Source organism: Mesorhizobium sp. FG116 (assembly GCF_057809835.1).
Genome location: NZ_JBMDKS010000001.1, coordinates 363,202 through 383,278 on the forward strand (window position 1 = coordinate 363,202; position 20,077 = coordinate 383,278).

At 64.4% G+C, this 20,077-nt stretch carries 14 protein-coding genes; 11 read left to right on the forward strand and 3 right to left on the reverse strand.

Translation table 11 applies throughout. The features are described 5' to 3' along the window. Positions 1-3: 3 nt before the first annotated feature. The 11 genes from ACODTY_RS01730 to pcaF all read left to right on the forward strand — a co-directional run bounded on the left by ACODTY_RS01730 (position 4) and on the right by pcaF (position 14,694). Positions 4-2,157, forward strand: a complete 2,154-nt coding sequence (locus ACODTY_RS01730) for a thiamine pyrophosphate-dependent enzyme (protein ID WP_488992561.1) — start codon at positions 4-6, stop codon at positions 2,155-2,157. Further along, positions 2,154-3,728, forward strand: a complete 1,575-nt coding sequence (locus tag ACODTY_RS01735; protein ID WP_488992562.1) for an indolepyruvate oxidoreductase subunit beta family protein — start codon at positions 2,154-2,156, stop codon at positions 3,726-3,728. Before ACODTY_RS01730 ends, ACODTY_RS01735 begins: the two co-directional genes overlap by 4 nt. 282 nt (positions 3,729-4,010) lie before the next feature. After that, the gene (locus ACODTY_RS01740) at positions 4,011-4,538 is read left to right on the forward strand and encodes a MarR family winged helix-turn-helix transcriptional regulator (protein ID WP_488992563.1); all 528 of its coding nucleotides are present in this window, start codon (positions 4,011-4,013) and stop codon (positions 4,536-4,538) included. 207 nt (positions 4,539-4,745) lie between these two features. Continuing rightward, positions 4,746-7,070 (forward strand): bifunctional salicylyl-CoA 5-hydroxylase/oxidoreductase, encoded by a 2,325-nt coding sequence (locus ACODTY_RS01745; protein WP_488992564.1) that lies wholly within the window; start codon positions 4,746-4,748, stop codon positions 7,068-7,070. After that, positions 7,067-7,846: an SDR family NAD(P)-dependent oxidoreductase gene (locus ACODTY_RS01750; RefSeq protein ID WP_488992565.1), complete on the forward strand. Its 780-nt coding sequence runs from the start codon at positions 7,067-7,069 to the stop codon at positions 7,844-7,846. Before ACODTY_RS01745 ends, ACODTY_RS01750 begins: the two co-directional genes overlap by 4 nt. Positions 7,847-7,850: 4 nt before the next feature. Beyond that, positions 7,851-8,693, forward strand: a complete 843-nt coding sequence (locus tag ACODTY_RS01755; RefSeq protein ID WP_488992566.1) for an enoyl-CoA hydratase family protein — start codon at positions 7,851-7,853, stop codon at positions 8,691-8,693. Positions 8,694-8,696: 3 nt separating this feature from the next. After that, positions 8,697-9,884, forward strand: coding sequence for an acyl-CoA dehydrogenase family protein (locus tag ACODTY_RS01760; protein WP_488992567.1), 1,188 nt, complete (start codon positions 8,697-8,699; stop codon positions 9,882-9,884). A gap of 11 nt (positions 9,885-9,895) precedes the next feature. Continuing rightward, on the forward strand, positions 9,896-11,083 hold the full coding sequence (locus tag ACODTY_RS01765; RefSeq protein WP_488992568.1) for an acyl-CoA dehydrogenase: 1,188 nt from the start codon (positions 9,896-9,898) through the stop codon (positions 11,081-11,083). Positions 11,084-11,094: 11 nt separating this feature from the next. Continuing rightward, complete coding sequence (locus ACODTY_RS01770; RefSeq protein ID WP_488992569.1) at positions 11,095-11,532, forward strand: RidA family protein; 438 nt, start codon at positions 11,095-11,097, stop codon at positions 11,530-11,532. 7 nt (positions 11,533-11,539) lie between these two features. Beyond that, positions 11,540-13,486: a 3-hydroxyacyl-CoA dehydrogenase NAD-binding domain-containing protein gene (locus ACODTY_RS01775; protein WP_488992570.1), complete on the forward strand. Its 1,947-nt coding sequence runs from the start codon at positions 11,540-11,542 to the stop codon at positions 13,484-13,486. 2 nt (positions 13,487-13,488) lie between these two features. Next, a complete protein-coding gene (gene pcaF, locus ACODTY_RS01780; protein WP_488992571.1) occupies positions 13,489-14,694 on the forward strand; it encodes a 3-oxoadipyl-CoA thiolase in 1,206 nt (401 codons plus the stop codon). Between the two features lie 6 nt (positions 14,695-14,700). Here pcaF and ACODTY_RS01785 read toward each other — a convergent pair whose 3' ends face one another. The 3 genes from ACODTY_RS01785 to ACODTY_RS01795 are packed head-to-tail and all read right to left on the reverse strand — an operon-like array spanning position 14,701 to position 20,074. Next, positions 14,701-17,154 (reverse strand): GcvT family protein, encoded by a 2,454-nt coding sequence (locus ACODTY_RS01785; RefSeq protein ID WP_488992572.1) that lies wholly within the window; start codon positions 17,152-17,154, stop codon positions 14,701-14,703. Further along, positions 17,151-18,056 carry a phosphotransferase gene (locus tag ACODTY_RS01790; protein WP_488992573.1) on the reverse strand — a complete coding sequence of 302 codons (906 nt, stop codon included), beginning with the start codon at positions 18,054-18,056 and terminating at the stop codon, positions 17,151-17,153. The genes ACODTY_RS01785 and ACODTY_RS01790 overlap by 4 nt, the downstream gene beginning before the upstream one ends. Beyond that, the gene (locus tag ACODTY_RS01795; RefSeq protein ID WP_488992574.1) at positions 18,053-20,074 is read right to left on the reverse strand and encodes an ABC transporter permease; all 2,022 of its coding nucleotides are present in this window, start codon (positions 20,072-20,074) and stop codon (positions 18,053-18,055) included. The genes ACODTY_RS01790 and ACODTY_RS01795 overlap by 4 nt, the downstream gene beginning before the upstream one ends. Positions 20,075-20,077: the final 3 nt, after the last annotated feature.

The window sequence follows — 20,077 nt, forward strand, 5'->3', positions numbered from 1 at the left end:
CCAATGGCCGAGAGATCATTCGCCAAAGAGGTGAAGAAGCTCAAGCTCGGCGCTGGCGAGGAGTTCACCGGCGAAGGCATCCTCGCCATTACCAAGGCCCTGTTGCAATGCGGCGTCGGCTATGTCGGCGGCTATCAGGGCGCACCGATCAGCCATCTCATGGACGTTCTGGCCGACGCGCAGGAAATCCTCGGCGAACTCGGCGTGCATTTCGAGGCGAGCGCGTCCGAGGCAACCGCCACCGCGATGCTGGCTGCCTCCGTGCACTATCCGATCCGCGGTGCCGCAACCTTCAAGTCCACCGTCGGCACCAATGTCGCGTCCGATGCGCTGGCCAATCTTGCTTCCGGCGGCGTCACCGGCGGCGCGCTCATCATCGTTGGCGAGGACTATGGCGAAGGCTCCTCCATCATGCAGGAGCGCAGCCACGCCTTCGCCATGAAGAGCCAGGTGTGGCTGCTCGATCCGCGGCCGAACCTGCCCTCCATCGTTGCCGCCGTCGAGCATGGCTTCGAACTGTCGGAGGCGTCGAACACGCCGGTCATGCTGCAAGTGCGCATCCGCTGCTGCCATGTGCATGGCTCGTTCGTCGCCAAGGACAACAAGCGCCCGGCGATGACGGTGGCGGAAGCGCTGGACAATCCGCGGCGCGACACGCAGCGCATCGTCTTGCCGCCGGCTTCTTTCCTGCATGAGAAGGAGAAGATCTCCAAGCGGCTGCCGGCAGCGATCGACTACATCAAGCGCCACAAGCTCAACGAGACGTTCGGCGGCTCCGGCAAGGTCGGCATCGTCATGCAGGGCGGCATGTATAACGGCGTCATCCGCGCCTTGCAGCGGCTCGGCCTTGCCGACGCCTATGGCGACACTGAAGTGCCGCTGCATGTGCTCAACGTCACCTATCCGCTGGTCGAAGACGAACTGGTCGGCTTTTGCGCCGACAAGGATGTGGTGCTTGTCATCGAAGAAGGCCAGCCCGACTATTTGGAGCAGGCGCTGGGGGCCATGCTCTACAAGGCGGCCGCCACCGTCCGGCTTGAAGGCAAGGGCGTGTTGCCGATGGCCGGCGAATATACCGGCCAGGTCATGCTGGACGGCATCGGCGCGTTCCTGCGCAGGCATGCCGGCGATATGCTTGCGCCGGAAGTCCGCGCTCCGAACTTACCCGCTCCGCCGCTTTACGACGATCTCGCCAGGACCGTTCCGGCGCGTCCGCCCGGCTTTTGCGTCGGCTGCCCCGAGCGGCCGATCTTCGCCGCCACCAAGCTGGTCGAGCAGGAACTGGGCAATCACCACATCGCCTCTGACATCGGCTGCCACCTGTTCTCGATCATGCCGCCCTTCGAACTGGGCGCCACGACGATGGGATACGGCCTTGGCCCGGCTTCGGCGTCAGCGTTCAATTCGCCCGACGCCAAGCGCCGTTCGATCTCCTTCGTCGGCGACGGCGGCTTCTGGCACAACGGCCTGACCTCATCGATCGGCAACGCCGTCTTCAACAAGAACGACGGTGTCATCGTGGTGGTGGACAACTATTACTCCGCTGCCACCGGCGGCCAGGATATCCTGTCGTCGCGCGCGACCAACCGCACCAAATCGACCAAGCATCCAATCACCGAAGCCATCAAGGGCATGGGCGTGAAATGGGTGCGCCACATCGAGCGTACATACGATGTCGGTGCGATGCGCAGCGCGCTGAAGGAGGCGCTGACCACCGACGAGAAGGGGCCGAAGGTGATCGTCGCCTCTTCCGAGTGCATGCTGAACCGCCAGCGCCGCGAAGCACCGCTGAAGGCGAAGGCTGCGGCGGAAGGCAAGCGCATGGTAAGGACCAAGTTCGGCGTCGACGAGGATGTATGCACCGGCGACCACGCCTGCATGCGGCTTTCCGGCTGTCCGTCGCTGACGGTCAAGCATCTCGACGATCCGCTGCGTGACGACCCGGTGGCGTCGATCGATGAAAGCTGCGTCGGCTGCGGCAATTGCGGCGAGGTCGCGGACGCCGCTGTGCTTTGCCCCTCGTTCTACCAGGCCGACGTGGTGTCCAACCCGACCGGCTGGGACCGCTTCCGCTTCAACCTGCGTCAAAGCGTGATCGCGACCCTGCAGAGTTGGCGCGAGCGTGGCCGGCCTGTCTTCGGGGAGCAGGCGGCATGAAACTCGGACTACCGGAAGGGCCCGATTCCACCGGCGGCATCATCAAGATCTGCATTCTGGCCGTTGGCGGGCAGGGCGGCGGCGTGCTGTCCGGCTGGGTGACGGACGTGGCGCAGCGCTCCGGCTGGCACGTGCAGTCGACTTCGGTTGCGGGTGTGGCGCAGCGCACAGGCGCCACCATCTACTACATCGAGATGATGCCGCGCGATCCGGCGCGGCCCAACGATTTCCCGGTCCTGTCGCTCAGCCCGTCTCCGGGCGACGTGGACATTTTGATCGCCGCCGAGCTTGCCGAGGCTGGACGCGCGGTGCTGCGCGGCTTCGTGACGCCGGAGCGCACGGCGCTGATCGTTTCCAATCATCGCATGCTCGCGGTATCGGAAAAGATCGTGCCGGGTGACGGCCGCGCCGATTCCGAAACCGTGATCCGCCGTGCCGGCGAGGCAGCGCGCCGCATTGTCCATTTCGACATGGAAACGCTGGCCCGGCAGGCCGGCAGCGTCATCTCCGCCAGCCTTTTCGGTGCGCTTGCCGGCTCCGGTGAACTGCCGTTCCCGCGCGAGGCGTTCGAAGCCACCGTCAGTTCCGGCGGCAAGGGCGCACGCGCCAGCCTTGCGGCCTTCGCGCTCGCCTACGACCGGGCTGCCGGCGTTCCCGCCGCGGCAACTACGGATGTCGTCGAGGAGGCCAAGGGAGACCACGGCACCGTCATTCCGCCGCGTTTTGCGCAAGCCTGGCAGGCACTGCTGTACCGTGCTGCCGCCCTGCCTCAGCCGGTGCGAGACATGGCCGACCCCGGCCTGCGCAAGGTGGTCGATTTCCTCGATCTCGCCTATGGCGAGGAATATCTGTCGCAAGTCGAGCGCATAGCTGCCGCCGACACCGAAGCCGAGGGCTTCGCCTTTTCGCGCGAGGCGGCGAAGTACATCGCCAATGCCATGGTCTATGACGACATCATACGTGTCGCCGACCTGAAAACCCGTTCGGCGCGCGGTGATCGCGTCCGCCGCGAGGTGCATCTCGGCGACAGCCAGACGCTTGCCACGACCGAGTATTTCCATCCGCGTATGGAGGAACTCTGCGGCGTGCTGCCGGCCGGTCTTGGCGCGGCCATCGAAGCGCGGCCGAAGCTGATGAAGACGCTGAACCGCTTTGTCGATCGGGGCCGGCGCATCCGTACCGACACCATCCACGGATTCGGCATGTTGTGGGTCATCGGCGGCCTGCGCCGTTTCCGCCGCAGCCTGCTGCGCCACAAGGTCGAGGCCGCGCATATGCGCGACTGGCTGGCGCTGGCGGAATCCGAGCGGGCAAGCAACTACGCGCTGGGCGTCGAAGTCTTGAAATGCCGCCGGCTGATCAAGGGGTATTCGGACACGCATGCTCGCGGCCACTCCAAGTTCGACCGTGTGCTCGCCTGTCTCCAGTTGCTCAAGGGTCGCGCCGACGCCGCCGAGTGGCTGCGCCGCCTGCGCGAAGCGGCCTTGGCCGATGCCGAAGGCGTCATGCTGGATGGGGCGATCAAGACGGTACGCTCCTTTGCAGAAGCTCCGGCCGCCAATGCCAGCTGAACAATCGGAAGGCCCGTTTCCTATGCGCTTCCGAGCAGCTCTCGCCCTGTCCAAGGCATGCTTTTTATGCTTAAAATATATTCGCGCCGGATACGGCGTTTTGGACCGGGTGTGGAATGGCGTACCAGGCCGGGTCGGGCCGTTGGTCGGGCATCTGCGGCATCACGTCATGGTGACGATTGTGCCCGGTAAACTATCCGCTTTCGACAAGGTTTGTCGTGGCGCTACCGAATACGCAAGCAACGTCCAGCGGTTTCGACTGCGCGAAGGTTGAGGGATTTCATGAATTCGGAAAGCAGCACAAGCGGCGTGTCACCCGATTGGGTTGATGGTGAAACCAAGGTCGAGGAAGCGCCGCACGACCATGGCGACGAAACCCGGCTGTGGCTTCGCCTTTTGACCTGCACGACGCTGGTCGAAACCGAGGTGCGCCGGCGTCTGCGCGAAGAGTTCGACTTCACGCTGCCGCGCTTCGACCTGCTCGCCCAGCTTGAGCGGGCAGAAGACGGCATGGTGCTCGGCGAGGTCTCCAAGCGCATGATGGTATCGCCCGGCAACCTGACCGCCCTTGTGGAACGCTTGGCGGAGAGCGGCTATGTCAGCCGCACTGTTTCGCCGAAGGACAGGCGCGTCCAGATCATCGCTCTGACCGAGGCCGGCCGCGCCGCTTTCAGGAACATGGCCGACCGCCATGGCGAGTGGATCGGCGATATGTTCAAGCAATTGTCCGCTCGTGACGGTGCCGCGCTGATGAAGGAACTCGGCAAGTTGAAGAACTCGATCCGGGCCACGCTTACCAACCCGCAATAGCAGCCTTCGCCGGAGCCTTGGTGCGGTTGCCGGATTCATCTGTTTCCATCGTTGCCGCCCTCTCGTCCAATGCTCTTGGGTGGCGACATTCGTTCCGTAAAAAAACTTTAAGCTTGAAGTTTTTTTCGATTGAGGCCATTCTGATTTCAAGGGATGAGGCGCGCTTGGCGAGATGCCTTGAATGCGCCGTACCCCAGGAGGTCTAACATGCGCATTGTCTGCATCGGGGGCGGTCCGGCCGGTCTCTATTTTGCCCTGCTGATGAAGAAGCAGCATCCCTCCCACCACGTCACGGTGGTCGAACGCAACCGGGCGTTCGACACCTTCGGCTGGGGCGTGGTGTTCTCCGACCAGACCATGCAGTCGATGCGCCAATGGGACCCGGCGACCGCCGCGACGATCGAGGATGCGTTCAACCACTGGGACGACATCGAGCTGGTGTTCAAGGGCCGCAAGATACGCACCACCGGCCACGGCTTCGTCGGCATCGGCCGCAAGAAGATGCTCAACATCCTGCAGGAACGCTGCATCGAACTTGGCGTCGAGATGGTGTTCGAGCATGAGGCAACCGGCGACGAGGAATTCGCCGATGCCGATCTGGTCATCGCCGCCGACGGCGTGAATTCCCGCATCCGCGCCAAATATATCGACATCTTCAAGCCCGACATGGTGATGCGGCCGAACCGCTATGTGTGGCTCGGCACCCACAAGCGTTTCGACGCCTTCACCTTCGATTTCCGCAAGACCGAGCACGGCTGGTTCCAGGCGCACATCTATCGCTTCGATGCTGACACCTCGACCTTCATCGTCGAGACGACGGAGGACGTGTTCAACGCGCACGGCCTTGGCGAGATGAGCCAGGACGAGTCGATTGCGTTTTGTGAGAAGCTGTTTGCCGAGACGCTCGACGGCCACAAGCTTTTGAGCAATGCGCGCCATTTGCGCGGCTCGGCATGGCTGAATTTCGGGCGTCTCATTTGCGAGCGCTGGAGCCACTTCAACGGCAACAGCCATGTTGTGCTGATGGGTGACAGCGCGCATACCGCGCATTTCGCCATCGGCTCCGGCACCAAGCTTGCCATTGACGATGCAATAGAACTCACCCGGCAATTCGATGTTCTGGGTCACGACGCCGGCAAGATCCCGGCTGTTCTTGCCGCCTATGAGGAGGTGCGCCGCGTCGATGTCGCGCGCATCCAGAACGCCGCGCGCAACGCGATGGAATGGTTCGAGGTGGTCGGCAAGCGCTATGCCGACACGCTGGAGCCGGAACAGTTCATGTATTCCATGCTGACGCGCTCGCAGCGCATCAGCCATGAGAACCTTCGCCTGCGCGACAAGGCGTGGCTGGAAAACTACGAGCGCTGGTTTGCCGAGCGCGCGGGTATCGATCCGGCGCCGAACGGCGCGGTGCCGCCACCCATGTTCACGCCCTATACGGTGAGGAACCTAACGCTGCACAACCGCATCGTGGTCTCGCCGATGGCAATGTATTCGGCCAAGGACGGCCTGCCGGACGATTTCCATCTCGTCCATATCGGCGCGCGCGCCATGGGCGGCGCGGCATTGATCTTCCCGGAGATGACCTGCGTGTCGCCGGATGCGCGCATCACGCCCGGCTGCCTCGGCCTGTGGAACGACGAGCAGGCGGAAGGCTTCAAGCGCATGGTCGATTTCGTCCATCGCGAGACGCCGGCCAAGATCGGCATCCAGCTCGGCCATGCCGGCCGCAAGGGCGCGACCAAGGTGGCGTGGGAAGGCACCGACCAGCCGGTCGAGCAGGGCGGTTGGCCGTTGATTTCAGCGTCGGCCATTCCCTATCTCGACAACTCGGACATGCCGCGGGAAATGACCCGCGAGGATATGGACCGCGTCATCGCAGATTTCGTTTCGGCAACGCAACGATCTGCTGAAATCGGCTTCGATATTCTCGAACTCCATGCTGCGCACGGCTATCTTCTGTCCTCGTTCCTGTCGCCGCTGACCAATTTGCGAACGGACGAATATGGCGGCAGCCATGAGAACCGCGCGCGCTTCCCGCTGGAAGTGTTCCGCGCCATCCGCGCCGCCTGGCCGGCGGAAAAGCCGATGTCGGTGCGTATCTCCACCACCGACTGGCACGAGGGCGGCAACACGCCGGACGATGCCGCGATCTTTGCGCAGATGTTCAAGGACGCTGGCGCCGACATGATCGACTGTTCGTCCGGGCAGGTGGTCAATGACGACCATCCGGTCTATGGCCGCCTGTGGCAAACGCCGATGTCGGACAAGATCCGCAACGAGATCGATGTGGCGACCATCGCGGTCGGCGCCATCTCCGAAGCCGACCATGCCAATTCGATCATCGCTGCAGGGCGCGCCGATCTCTGCGCCGTGGCGCGGCCGCAATTGGCGGACCCGTCTTTCGTGCTGCACGAAGCGGCGAAGATCGGCTATGGCGGCCTCGCCTGGCCCAAACAGTACCGTACCTCCCGCGCTCAGTATGAGACCAATCTGGCCCGCGCGGCCGCCGAAGCAGCGGGCAAGCGATGAGCGGGGCCCGGCACGCTTTCGTCACCGGAGCCGGCACCGGCATTGGCCGGGCCATAGCGCTGGCGCTGGCGGCGAAGGGCTTTGCCGTCTCGCTTGCCGGACGGCGCGCCGCGCCGCTGCAAGAGGTGGCGGCGGAGATTGAAGCAGCCGGCGATAAGGGCTTCGTCGTGGATGGCTTCGACGTGACCGATGCAAGTGCAATCGAACAGGGTGTTGCCCGCGCCGTTCAGAAATTCGGCGACGTGTCGGTGCTGGTCAATTCTGCCGGGGAAGCCCCTTCCGCTGCGTTCGAAAAGACCAGCCTCGATGTCTGGAACCACGTTGTCTCGCTCAACCTGACCGGCACTTTCCAGGTTACACAAGCTTTGCTGCCGTCGATCCGCCGCGCCGGCAAAGGCCGTATCGTCAATATCGCCAGCACGGCAGGGCTGACCGGCTATCCATATGTTTCCGCCTATTGCGCGGCCAAGCATGGCGTCGTCGGGCTGACGCGATCGCTGGCGCTCGAATTGTCGCGGTCTGACATCACCGTCAATGCGGTGTGTCCCGGCTTCACCGACACGCCTTTGTTGGATAGCGCCGTGGCAACGATCACCGGCAAGACCGGACGCACGGCGGACGAAGCCCGCGCAAGTCTGGCGCGGGCCAATCCGCAAGGGCGGCTGGTGACGCCGCAGGAAGTGGCCGACACGGTGTTGTGGCTGGTGGGCGAGGGCGCAAGCGCCATCACCGGGCAGGCCATCGCCGTTGCCGGCGGCGAAGTCATGGGAGGCTGAGACGATGACCAATGCGATGCAGGCCAAGCGCCGCCCGTTCAAGGGCCACAAGGCCAGCCATTTCCTGTTCGAGACAGATGAGGATGGCCGCGTTGCCACCATCACGCTCAACCGCCCAGAGAAGAAGAACCCGCTGACCTTCGATTCCTACGAGGAACTGACCGACCTGTTTCGCTCGCTACAGCGGGCGAGCGACGTGCGCGCCGTGGTGCTGACCGGTGCGGCCGACAATTTCTCCTCCGGCGGCGACGTGTTCGAAATCATCGAACCGCTGACCACCATGAAGATGCCGGACCTCATCGCCTTCACGCGCATGACCGGCGACCTCGTGCGCCAGATCAGGGCTTGTCCGCAGCCGATTATCGCCGCCGTCGACGGCATCTGCGCCGGGGCCGGCGCGATCCTCGCCATGGCTTCCGACTATCGTATCGCTACGCCTGAGGTGAAGACCGCCTTCCTGTTCACGCGCGTCGGCCTTGCAGGCGCGGACATGGGTGCCTGCGGTATCCTTCCGCGCATCATCGGCCAGGGCCGCGCCGCTGAACTTCTGTTCACCGGACGGGTGATGACGGCGGCTGAAGGCCATGCCTGGGGGTTCTACAATTCCCTTGCCGAGCGCGGCGCGCTGCTTGGCGAAGCGCAGAAGTTTGCCCGCGGCCTCGCCGACGGGCCTTGGTTCGCCCATTCGATGACCAAGAAGATGCTCGACCAGGAATGGGGCATGGGCATCGAGGAACTGATCGAATCGGAAGCGCAGGCGCAGGCGATCTGCATGGCCACCGGCGATTTCCGCCGCGCCTTCGAGGCCTTCGCCGCCAAGGCCAAGCCCGCCTTCAAGGGAGACTGAGTGATGGAAGCCGACACTTCGCTCCAGCCTGCTCGCGATCATCTCGACTGGCCGTTTTATGGCGAGGAGCACCGTGCGCTGGCAGCGCAGGCCGATGCCTTCATAGCCGGCAAAGGACTTGGCGTTATCGACCATCATGACGCCGATGCTGCCTGCAAGGGGCTGGTCGCAAAACTCGGCGCGGCTGGCTTCCTACGCCATTGCGTGCCGCAAGCCTATGGCGGCGTCTCGCCGGCCATCGACAGCCGCGCACTTTGCGTCATGCGCGAGACGCTGGCCTATGCCGACGGGCTGGCCGATTTCGCCTTCGCCATGCAAGGCCTTGGCACGGGCGCGATCAGCCTGTCCGGCACGGATGCGGTCAAGCAGGCGGTGCTGCCGAAGGTCGCCAAGGGCGAGCTGATTTCGGCCTTCGCCTTGACCGAACCCGATGCCGGTTCCGACGTCGCCGCCATGGCCTGCGCCGCGCGCCGCGACGGCGACGCCTATGTGCTCGATGGCGAGAAGGTCTTCATCTCCAACGGCGGCATCGCTGACGTCTACACGGTCTTTGCCCGCACCGGCGAAGCACCCGGAACGCGCGGCATTTCAGCCTTCGTCGTCTTTGCCGACACGCCCGGCTTCTCCATCGTCGAGCGTATAGAAACCATCGCGCCGCATCCGCTGGCGCGCATCCGTTTCGACAATTGCCGCATCCCGGCGACCCAGCTTCTTGGCTCGCCCGGCGAAGGCTTCAAGATCGCCATGCGCACGCTCGATATCTTCCGGCCCTCGGTGGCGGCGGCGGCGCTCGGCTTCGCCCGCCGTGCGCTCGATGAGGCACTTGCCCATGCCAAGGCGCGCAAGATGTTCGGCGCGACGCTGGCCGACCTGCCGACGGCGCAAAGCACGCTCGGCGAAATGGCGACGGCCATCGATGCCGCGGCACTTCTGGTTGCCCGCACGGCTTGGCGGCGCGACGTGCAGAAGCTGCCGGCCACGCGCGAAGCGGCAATGGCCAAGCTGACGGCGACGGAAAACGCGCAATGGGTCATCGATCAGGCGTTGCAGATGTTCGGCGGCCGCGGCGTGCGCGTCGGCGAGATCGTCGAGCGGCTCTATCGTGAAATCCGTGCGTTGCGCATCTATGAGGGCGCGACCGAAGTGCAGAAACTCATCATCGGCCGCGAGCTGATGAAAACCGCGAAGTAAGGAAAATCCGTATGCACGGCTCGAAGGCCCTTTTCGACTGGCAGGACCCGTTCAACCTCGACGCGCAGCTCAGCGAGGACGAGCGCATGGTGCAGGCAACCGCGCGCGCCTATGCGCAGGACAGGCTGTTGCCGCGCGTGCAGGAAGCGTTCCGCCATGAAAAGACCGATCCGTCCATCTTCGCCGAGATGGGCGAGCTCGGCCTGCTTGGACCGACTGTGTCGGAAGACTATGGCGGAGCCGGCCTCAACTATGTGTCCTACGGCCTGATCGCGCGCGAGATCGAGCGCATCGACAGCGGCTATCGCTCGATGATGAGCGTGCAGTCGTCGCTGGTTATCCTGCCGATCTACACGTTCGGCAGCGAGGACCAGAAGCGTAAGTATCTGCCCGGCCTCATCGCCGGCACCAGGATCGGCTGCTTCGGCCTGACCGAACCGGACCACGGCTCCGATCCCGGCTCGATGGCGACGCGCGCCCGCAAGGCCGAAGGCGGCTACCTGTTGTCCGGTTCCAAGACCTGGATTTCGAATTCGCCGATTGCCGATGTCTTCGTGGTCTGGGCCAAGACCGAGGATGGCGTTATCCGCGGCTTCATCCTGGAAAAGGGCTGGAAGGGCCTGTCGGCTCCGGCCATCCACGGCAAGGTCGGCTTGCGCGCTTCGATCACCGGGCAGATCGTCATGGACAGCGTGTTCGTGCCGGCCGAAAACATGCTGCCCGATGTCAGCGGCCTCAAGGGCCCGTTCACCTGCCTCAACTCGGCCCGCTTCGGCATCGCCTGGGGCGCGCTCGGCGCTGCCGAATCCTGTTTCGACACGGCGCGGCAATATGTGCTCGACCGCAAGCAGTTCGGCCGGCCGCTGGCCGCCAACCAGCTCATCCAGAAGAAGCTTGCCGACATGCTGACCGACATTTCGCTCGGCCTGCAAGGCTGCCTGCGGCTTGGCCGGATGAAGGACGAGGGCAATCCGCCGGTTGAACTCACCTCGATCCTGAAGCGCAATTCCTGCGGCAAAGCGCTCGAGATCGCCCGCACCGCGCGCGACATGCTGGGCGGCAACGGCATTTCGGACGAATTCCCGGTGGCGCGCCATCTCGTCAATCTCGAAGTGGTCAACACCTATGAGGGCACGCACGACGTGCACGCGCTCATCCTCGGCCGCGCCATTACCGGCATCGCCGCTTTCTCGAATTGAACGGAATTGCCATGAGTGTCACCAAACTCTCCCAGCATCCCTCGCCGGCAACGCCGCATCGCGTGTTGCAGCCGGAAGGCTGGGCCAAGCCAATCGGCTACTCCAACGGCATCGAGGCGCGTGGGCGCACGCTTTTCGTCGGTGGCCAGATCGGCTGGAACAGCCAGTGCAAGTTCGAGGTGCATGACCTGCCCGGCCAGATCCGGCAGACTCTCGAAAACGTGCTGGCAATCCTGCACGAAGGCGGTGCTGGCCCCGAACACATCACCACGATGACCTGGTACGTCACCGACCGCAAAGCCTATTCGTCATCGCTGAAGGAAATCGGGGCAGCGTGGAAAGCCACGATGGGGCGCAACTTCCCGGCCATGGCCGTGGTCGAGGTTTCCGGACTTGTCGAGGACGAGGCGCTGGTTGAAATCCAGGCGACAGCCGTGGTTCCGGATTGAAACACCCATGAGCGTCACCTTCACCCGCGACGGTACCATCGGCGTCATCATGATCGACAATCCGCCGGTCAATGCCGCCTCTCATGCCGTACGCGCCGGGCTGATGGCGGCGCTTGCCGAGGCGAATGCCGATCCGGCGGTGGAGGCGATCGTGCTTGCCTGCGCCGGCAGGACCTTCGTTGCGGGGGCGGATGTCAAGGAATTCGGCCAGCCGCCGCGCGAACCGCTGCTGCCTGAAGTGGTCAACGCCATCGAGGCCTCGCCAAAACCGGTGGTTGCGGCGGTGCATGGCACGGCACTTGGCGGCGGCTTCGAGCTTGCGCTTGGCGCGCATGCCCGCATCGCCTCCACTGACGCGCAGTTCGGCCTGCCCGAGGTCAAGCTTGGCATCGTCCCCGGCGCCGGCGGCACGCAGCGGCTTCCGCGCCTCGTTGGCGTGGCGGCTGCGATGGAGATCGCGGCAAGCGGACGCCGTGTCGGTGCAGCCGAAGCTGTGAAGCTCGGTGCCGTCGATCGCACCGCAAAAGGCGATCTGATCGAAGATGCGAAGACCTTCGCGCGCGAATTGATCGGCGCGCCCTTGCGCCGTACGGGCGAACTTGCCGTGCCCGCCTTCGACGCCGATGCAGCGCAAAAGCAGATCGCGGCTATCGAGAAAAAAGCACGCGGGCAAGTGTCTCCGGGCCGGGCTGCGCGCATGGTCCTGCGCGCCGGCAGCGTTTCTCTACAGGAAGGTTTGGCGCAGGAGCGCGCCGCTTTCAGGGAGCTTGTCAGTTCGGATCAATCGGTGGCGCTGCGTTACGTTTTTGCCGCCGAGCGCCATGCGGCCAAGGTTGCGGGCATCGAAGGCGTCGAGCCCCGTCCGGTGCGCACCGTTGGCGTGGTCGGCGCGGGGCTTATGGGCGCAGGCATTGCCGTATCGTTCGCAGACGCCGGCTTTTCCGTGGTCATGGTCGAGCGCGATATGGCGGCGCTTGAAGCCGGTCAGGCCCGCATCCGCGACATTTACCAGCGTGTGGTCAAATCCGGCCGCATCAGCGAAACGGCAATGAACGAGCGGCTGTCGCGCCTGTCCTGTTTCGACGAGCGCAAGGCGCTTGCCGATTGCGATCTGGTCATCGAAGCGGTGTTCGACGATCTGCAGGTGAAGCAGGAACTGTTCGCCTCGCTCTCCGGCATCGTTCGCCCCGATGCCATCCTTGCCACCAACACCAGCTATCTCGATCCGGACGTGATCGCAGAGCTCGTGCAAGGGCCTGAACGCCTGATCGGCCTGCACTTCTTTTCGCCGGCAAATGTCATGCGGCTGGTCGAGGTCGTGCGCACGGCGAAGATCGCGCCAGACGTGCTGGCGACCGGGCTTGCCGTCGTCAAGAAGCTCGGCAAGCTCGGCATCGTCAGCGGCGTTTGCGAAGGCTTCATCGGCAACCGCATCTTCACCGCCTATCGCCGCGAATGCGATTTCATGCTGGAGGATGGCGCGCTGCCGCAGGACATCGACGCAGCACTGGAAGGCTACGGCTTCCCGATGGGCCCCTATGCGGTCAACGATATGGCTGGCCTCGATATTTCCTGGGCACGGCGCAAGCGCAATGCCGCGACCCGCGATCCTTCCGAACGCTATGTCGTCATTGCCGACCGGCTGTGCGAGGCCGGCCGCTTCGGCCGCAAGAGCGGCAAGGGCTACTACAGCTATGAAAGCGGCGAAAAGGCCGTTGACCCTGAAGTCACGGCGCTGATCGAAGCGGCGTCGCGCGACGCCGGCATCGAACGGCGGCCCTTTTCTTCGTCCGAAATCGTCGAGCGGGTGATGGCTGCAATCGCCGCGGAAGGCCGCAAGATACTGGCCGAAGGCATCGCCTTGCGCGGCTCGGACATCGACCTCGTGTTGATCAACGGCTACGGCTACCCCGCCTGGCGCGGGGGGCCGATGTTCCAGGCCGGAGTGGAGTGAGCATGGACAGGGCTGCCTATCTCGTCGCCGGGCTTCGTACCCCCATCGGTCGTTATGGCGGTGCTTTGTCCTCTGTGCGCACCGACGACCTCGCCGCGCACCCGATCAAGGCGTTGCTCGCCCGCTTGCCGACCCTGCCACCAGAGGCGGTCGAGGAAGTGGTTCTGGGCTGCGCCAACCAGGCCGGCGAGGACAACCGCAATGTCGCGCGGATGGCGACACTTCTGGCCGGCCTGCCGGAAAGCGTCGCCGCCACCACCGTCAACCGCCTGTGCGGCTCCGGCCTCGATGCGGTCGGTTATGCCGCGCGCGCGGTGCGTCTCGGTGAAGCCGATCTGGTCATTGCCGGTGGCGTTGAATCGATGTCGCGCGCGCCCTTCGTCATGCCGAAAAGCCAGACGGCGTTTTCGCGCGCCGCTGAAATCCACGACACCACCATCGGCTGGCGCTTCGTCAACAAGGTCATCGAAAACCAGTACGGCATCGACTCGATGCCGGAGACCGCCGAAAACGTCGCGGCGGAGTTTGCCATTGCGCGCGCCGACCAGGATGCGTTCGCGCTGCGCAGCCAGCAGCGGGCGATTGCCGCGCAGGCAAACGGCCGGCTGGCGAAAGAAATCGCGCCAATCGACGTGCCGGCAGGCAAGGGCAGCTTTGTGACCGTGGACAAGGACGAGCATCCGCGTGCGACCTCGCTCGAAAAGCTTGCATCTTTGCCCACACCCTTCCGCAAGGGCGGCAGCGTCACCGCAGGCAATGCGTCAGGCGTCAACGATGGTGCGGCGGCGCTGCTCATCGCCTCGCAAACCGCCGTCGAGCGCTACGGGCTGACGCCGCTGGCGCGGATCTCAGGCATGGCGACGGCAGGCGTTCCCCCACGCATCATGGGCATCGGCCCGGTGCCCGCCGTGCAGAAGCTTCTCGGCAGGCATCAGCTTGCCATTGGCGATATCGACCTCATCGAATTGAACGAAGCCTTCGCCGCGCAATCGCTCGCTTGCTTGCGGCAACTCGGCCTGCCTGACGATGCAGCGCATGTGAACCCGAACGGCGGCGCCATCGCGCTCGGCCATCCGCTCGGCATGTCGGGCGCAAGGCTTGCCCTGACCGCTGCCATCGAGCTTGCCGAACGCAAGGCAAAGCGCGTGGTGGCAACGCTTTGCATCGGCGTCGGTCAGGGCATCGCGCTGCTTCTCGAAGCGCCCTGACCGTTCCTAGGCCTTCACCTTTTCGCCGGCCGCATCGTAGAGCGGTTCCATGTGCAGCCGCGCCGGAACCTTCTCGGTCGCAACGACGAGCTCGTAATTGCCCGAGTTGAGGAAATCGTCCGACACGCCGCCTTCGTTGCGGACATAGCCGTAGCCGATATTCTTCTCCACCGTGTAGCCATAGCCGCCGCTGGTCAGGTAGCCGACCGGCTGCCCGTCGCGCAGGATCGTTTCGCGCCCGACCAGCACGATATCCCGATCCGCCACCGTGAAGCCGGCAAAGCGCTTCTTCGGCACCGCGCCGTTCACTGCCTGCAAGGCGCGTCGGCCGAGAAAATCGGTGTTCTTCTTCAGCTTCACCGCCCAGCCGAGACCGGCTTCAATTGGCGTGTCGTTGGGCGTGATATCGGAACCCCAGGCGCGGTAGCCTTTTTCCAGCCGCAGCGATTCCAGCGCGCGATAGCCGACCGGGCGGATGTCGTGCTCTTTGCCCGCAGCCATCAGCGCGTCGAACACCTCGCCGGTAGCGCCAATCGGCACATGCAGTTCCCAGCCGAGTTCGCCGACATAGGTCACGCGCAGCGCCCGCACCTTGTGCCCGGCAATGTCGATCTCGCGGAAGTGGCCGAACGGGAAGGCGGCATTGGAGACATCCGCCTTCGTCACCTTGGCCAGCACGTCGCGGGCCTTCGGCCCCATCAGCGACAGAGTGCCGAAATCCTCGGTCACGTCCTTGATATCAATCTTGGCATCCTTGGCGATGTGGTCCTTGATCCACGACAGGTCGTGCGTGCGGAAGCCGGTGCCGGTGACGATGTAGAATTTCTCGTCGGCCAGCCGCGCCACCGTCAAATCGGCCTCGATGCCGCCGCGCGTGTTGAGCAGCTGCGTGTAGGTCAGCCGCCCGGCGGGCTTGTCGACACTATTTGCGCAGATCCAGTCCAGCGCCTTCAGCGCATCCGGCCCGGTGAGTTCGTACTTGGCGAAGGACGACTGGTCGAAGATGCCAACCGCATCGCGCACATGGCGGTGTTCCTCGCCAACCGGGCCGAACCAGTTCTGGCGGCCCATCGAATAGATGTCCTTGGCTTCGGTCCCCTTCGGCGCAAACCAGTTCGGCCGTTCCCAGCCAAGCTTGGAGCCGAACACCGCATTGTGCGCCTTCAGCCGCTCATAGAGCGGCGAGACGATGCGCGGCCGTCCGCTCTCATATTCCTCGTGCGGAAAGCCGATGGTGTAGTGCTTGCCGTACGCTTCCAGCGTGCGGTCGCACACCCACTTGCGGTCGCGGTGCATCTCGGAAAAACGGCGGATATCGACGACCCAGAGATCGAGCGGCGCTTCTCCGTCCACCACCCATTGCGCCAGCACCCAACCCGCGCCGCCGCCGGACGCGATGCCGAAGGCGTTGAAGCCAGCACCGACGAACATGTTGGAACATTCCGGCGCGGAACCGAGGATGAAATTGCCGTCCGGCGTGAAGCTTTCCGGCCCGTTGATCATCTGCTTGACGCCGACATTGGCCAGCGCCGGAACGCGCTCGACCGCCTGCGTCATGTGCTGCTCGAAATGGTCGTAGTCGTCGTCGAACAGGCGGAACTCCCATTCGTTCGGCACGTCGCCGCCGGCAAGCCCGGTCTCCCAGGCCTGCGGGTTCGGCTCGTAGCCGCCCATCACCAGCCCGCCGACCTCCTCCTTGAAATAGGTGCGGCGGTCGGGGTCGCGGATGGTCGGCGCATCGGTCGCCAGCCCGTCGATCTTCTCGGTGATGATGTACTGGTGCTTGACCGGCTGCAGCGGAACGCTGATGCCGGCCATGGCTCCCACCTGCCGCGCCCACTGGCCGGCGCAGTTCACCACCTTGTCGCAGGCGATGTCGCCCTTGTCGGTCTTCACCGCGGTGATGCGGCCATCCTTCATGTCGAAGCCTGTCACGCGCACGCCCTCGTGCAGCTTCGCGCCATGCATGCGCGCGCCCTTGGCGAGCGATTGCGTGATGTCGGACGGGCTTGCCTGCCCGTCGGTCGGCAGCCAGCTTGCGCCAACGAGGTCGCTCGTTTCCATCAGCGGCCACATGCGCTTGACCTCGTCCGGCGACAGAAGATGCATGTCCATGCCGAAGCTCTTCGCGGTCGTCGCCAGCCGCTTGAACTCGATCCAGCGGTCGGCATTGGTGGCGAGGCGCAGGCACCCGGTCATCTTCCAGCCGGTCGCCAGCCCCGTCTCGGCTTCGAGCCCCTTGTATAGCTCGACCGAATATTTCAGCACGCGGGTGATCGAGGCGGACGAGCGCAGCTGGCCGACGAGGCCGGCTGCGTGCCAGGTCGAGCCCGACGTGATGCGGCCCTGTTCCAGAAGCACCACGTTTGCCTTGTGGTCGCGGGCGAGGTGATAGGCCGTCGAACAGCCGATGATGCCGCCGCCGATGACAACGATTTCGGCATGGGTTGGCAAGGTCATGATGGGGACTTTCCGTATCTGGTTCGATAGCTATCGAGCGCGGCTTCAAGCCGGCCAAGGTTCTCCGCCGTATAGGCGGTGTAGTCGACGCCCGGCGCGTCGAGATGAAGTTCGGAGACCATGCTCCACATCGCCTCGCGCAACAGCGAGGCGCATTGCATGGCGGCGTGCGAGCGCAGCAGCGCGGCATCCGGCACATGGCCGAAATAGGCCGCCAGCAACGCGGCGGATTCCTGTTCCGACATGCCGGCGTTCGAGGCCGCGCCGGCAAGGTCGAACATCGCGGTATTGAAGCCGGCATATTCGAAATCGATCAGCCACAGCCGCTTGCCGTCATCCATGAAGTTTGCCGGCAACAGGTCGTTGTGGCCGAACACGATCGGCAGCGGCGCCTGCGCCCGTTCCAGCTCGTCGGCAAGGTCGAGATAGGCCGGCAGCTTGCCGGTGAAGCGGCTTTTGCCGACCTCCAGCGTGCGCGCATAGTCGCGGATGACGTGGAAGACCCAGAACATGAAGCCCGGTCCTGTCACATGGCGCGGCATCCGCTCGTGGAAGGCGCGCACCAAAGGCGCGATGCGGGCAGTGTTTTGGCGCACGTCGTCCGCGCCATAGGTATGTGCCTCGATGAAGGCGCACACCACGATGCCGTTTTGCGCATACTCGACGCGCGGCCCGAAGCCCGCTTCGTGCGCGGCGCGCGCGGTCATCAGTTCGCGTTCGCGCAGCACGTGATGGAACAGATAGTCGCGGCCGAGCCTCGCGACATGCCTGCCGCTTGCGTCGGTGACGAGAAAATTCTCGTTGCTCAGCCCGCCGTCCAGCGGCGAAATCTCAACCGCCCCGTTCCAGAAGGGCAGGGCGCGGATGCGATCCTGTGCGCTGATCTTTGCCACGTCCGTCATGCCAGGCCGAGCCTCTGCTTGATGCGGGCAGCGCCGGCCGAAATCAGCCGGTCGGCGATGATGGCGATGAAGGCCACGGCCAATCCGGCGACGATGCCGCGCCCCGTGTCGGCCTTGGTCAGCGCTATATAGACCTCCTGCCCAAGGTCGCGGGTGCCGACCAGCGCCGTGATGACCAGCATCGACAGCGCGAACATGATGGTCTGGTTCAGGCCCAGCATGATCTCCGGCAGCGCCAGCTTCAGCTTGATCTTGGTCAGCAATTGCCACGGCGTGCAGCCCATTGCCTGTCCGGCCTCGATCAGGCGCGGATCGACCTTTTGCAGCCCGAGCACGGTGTAGCGGATGGCAGGCGCCACCGCATAGGCGACGATGGCGATCAGCGCGGTGAAATCACCGACGCGAAACAGCATCACCGCCGGCATCAGGTAGACGAACGACGGCAGCGTCTGCAGCGTGTCGATAACCACCTGCACCCATTTCCACAGCCGTGCGCGTTCGGCAGCGGCAATGCCGATCGGAATACCGATCAGCGAGGCGAAGATGACGGAAATGCCGCACAGATAGACGGTGATCGTCGCCTTTTCCCACTGGCCGGTCGCGGCGATGAAGAAGGCGAGAGCGCCGACCAGTGCCGCAAGCTTCGCCCCGCCTAGCCGCCAGCCGGCAAAGGCCAGGAACAGCGTGACGCCAAGCCACGGCAAGCCGCCGAGTAGCCGCTTCAACGGCACCAGCACGTTGAGCAGCACGAGGTTCTTCAGCCCCTCCAGCGTGTCGAAGAAATTGACGTTGATCCAGCGCACGACCTCGTCGAAGAAGCCGCCGGTCGAGACCTCGAGGCTTTCGGGATAATGCTGCAGCGCCGGCACCGCCAGCCCGACAACAGCGGTCACGATGACGATCGCCAGCGCGGCAAAAGTATAGGGGTGGCGTTGCAGGAAATTTCCGGCCTGCGCCGCTGAACCTTCGCTGCCTGCCTTGATGGCATAGGCTTGCGACAGCCGATCGAGCGCCACCGCCAGCGCGACGATTGCCATGCCGGCTTCCAGCCCCGCACCGATGTCGAGGCGGCGAAGTGCGGCCAGCACATCGAAGCCGAGGCCGCCCGCGCCGATCATCGAGGCGATGATGACCATGTTGAGCGACAGCATGATCACCTGGTTGACGCCAACCATCAGGCTGTCCTTGGCCGAGGGCACCAGCACGCGCCACGTCATTTGCCTTCGCGTGCAGCCGATCATCTTGCCGAGTTCGAGGATTTCCGACGGCACCGAGCGCAGTGCCAGAATGGTGATGCGCGTCATCGGCGGCATGGCGTAGATCAGCGTCGCCACAACGGCCGCGGTCGGCCCGAAGCCGAACATGAACAGGATCGGCACCAGATAGGCAAAGACGGGTATCGTCTGCATCAGGTCGAGCAGCGGCGTCAGCGCGCGCTCGAAGCGCGGATAGCGATAGGCGAGAATGCCGAGCAAAAGGCCGCCTACGACGCCGAGCGGCACCGCAACCAGAATGGAGGCCAGCGTCACCATGGCGCTGTTCCATTGGCCGAACACGGCAAGGAAACCAAAGCAGATGCCAACGAGCAGCGCCAGCCTGCGCCCGCCGGCGTGGTAGCCCATCAGCGTAACGATGGCGATAACGGCAGCCCATGACAGAGGCGGCAGGATTTCGACCGCGCCCGATCCCTGTCCCGACAAAAAGCCGGTGGAAAGCAGGCTCAAGGCAAGCTGGTAGGGAAGATCGATCAGGCGGGCGATGAAGCGGGTCAGGTCGGTGAAGGTGAACAGGCCGAAACTCGCGCTGTCGAGCAGCCATTTCATCGCGTTGCTAATCCAGCGCTGCGCCGGCACCTGCCATGCGCGCGGATAGTCGAACGCCCATTTGGCCAGCGGTTGGCCGTATTGCCAGAAAAGCACAAACGCCGCCCCGGCTATCAGCCACGGCCACGACAGCGCGCCACCGTCAAGCCGTGGGGCAATCGGGCGGTGCGTGCTGTCGGCGGTGGGCGTGCTCATGAT

Excerpts from the sequence above, each read along its gene's own strand:
- ACODTY_RS01730 (WP_488992561.1), top strand. The coding sequence starts at position 4 with ATGGCCGAGAGATCATTCGCCAAAGAGGTGAAGAAGCTCAAGCTCGGC.
- ACODTY_RS01735 (WP_488992562.1), top strand. The coding sequence starts at position 2,154 with ATGAAACTCGGACTACCGGAAGGGCCCGATTCCACCGGCGGCATCATC.
- ACODTY_RS01740 (WP_488992563.1), top strand. The coding sequence starts at position 4,011 with ATGAATTCGGAAAGCAGCACAAGCGGCGTGTCACCCGATTGGGTTGAT.
- ACODTY_RS01745 (WP_488992564.1), top strand. The coding sequence starts at position 4,746 with ATGCGCATTGTCTGCATCGGGGGCGGTCCGGCCGGTCTCTATTTTGCC.
- ACODTY_RS01750 (WP_488992565.1), top strand. The coding sequence starts at position 7,067 with ATGAGCGGGGCCCGGCACGCTTTCGTCACCGGAGCCGGCACCGGCATT.
- ACODTY_RS01755 (WP_488992566.1), top strand. The coding sequence starts at position 7,851 with ATGACCAATGCGATGCAGGCCAAGCGCCGCCCGTTCAAGGGCCACAAG.
- ACODTY_RS01760 (WP_488992567.1), top strand. The coding sequence starts at position 8,697 with ATGGAAGCCGACACTTCGCTCCAGCCTGCTCGCGATCATCTCGACTGG.
- ACODTY_RS01765 (WP_488992568.1), top strand. The coding sequence starts at position 9,896 with ATGCACGGCTCGAAGGCCCTTTTCGACTGGCAGGACCCGTTCAACCTC.
- ACODTY_RS01770 (WP_488992569.1), top strand. The coding sequence starts at position 11,095 with ATGAGTGTCACCAAACTCTCCCAGCATCCCTCGCCGGCAACGCCGCAT.
- ACODTY_RS01775 (WP_488992570.1), top strand. The coding sequence starts at position 11,540 with ATGAGCGTCACCTTCACCCGCGACGGTACCATCGGCGTCATCATGATC.
- pcaF (WP_488992571.1), top strand. The coding sequence starts at position 13,489 with ATGGACAGGGCTGCCTATCTCGTCGCCGGGCTTCGTACCCCCATCGGT.
- ACODTY_RS01785 (WP_488992572.1), bottom strand. The coding sequence starts at position 17,154 with ATGACCTTGCCAACCCATGCCGAAATCGTTGTCATCGGCGGCGGCATC.
- ACODTY_RS01790 (WP_488992573.1), bottom strand. The coding sequence starts at position 18,056 with ATGACGGACGTGGCAAAGATCAGCGCACAGGATCGCATCCGCGCCCTG.
- ACODTY_RS01795 (WP_488992574.1), bottom strand. The coding sequence starts at position 20,074 with ATGAGCACGCCCACCGCCGACAGCACGCACCGCCCGATTGCCCCACGG.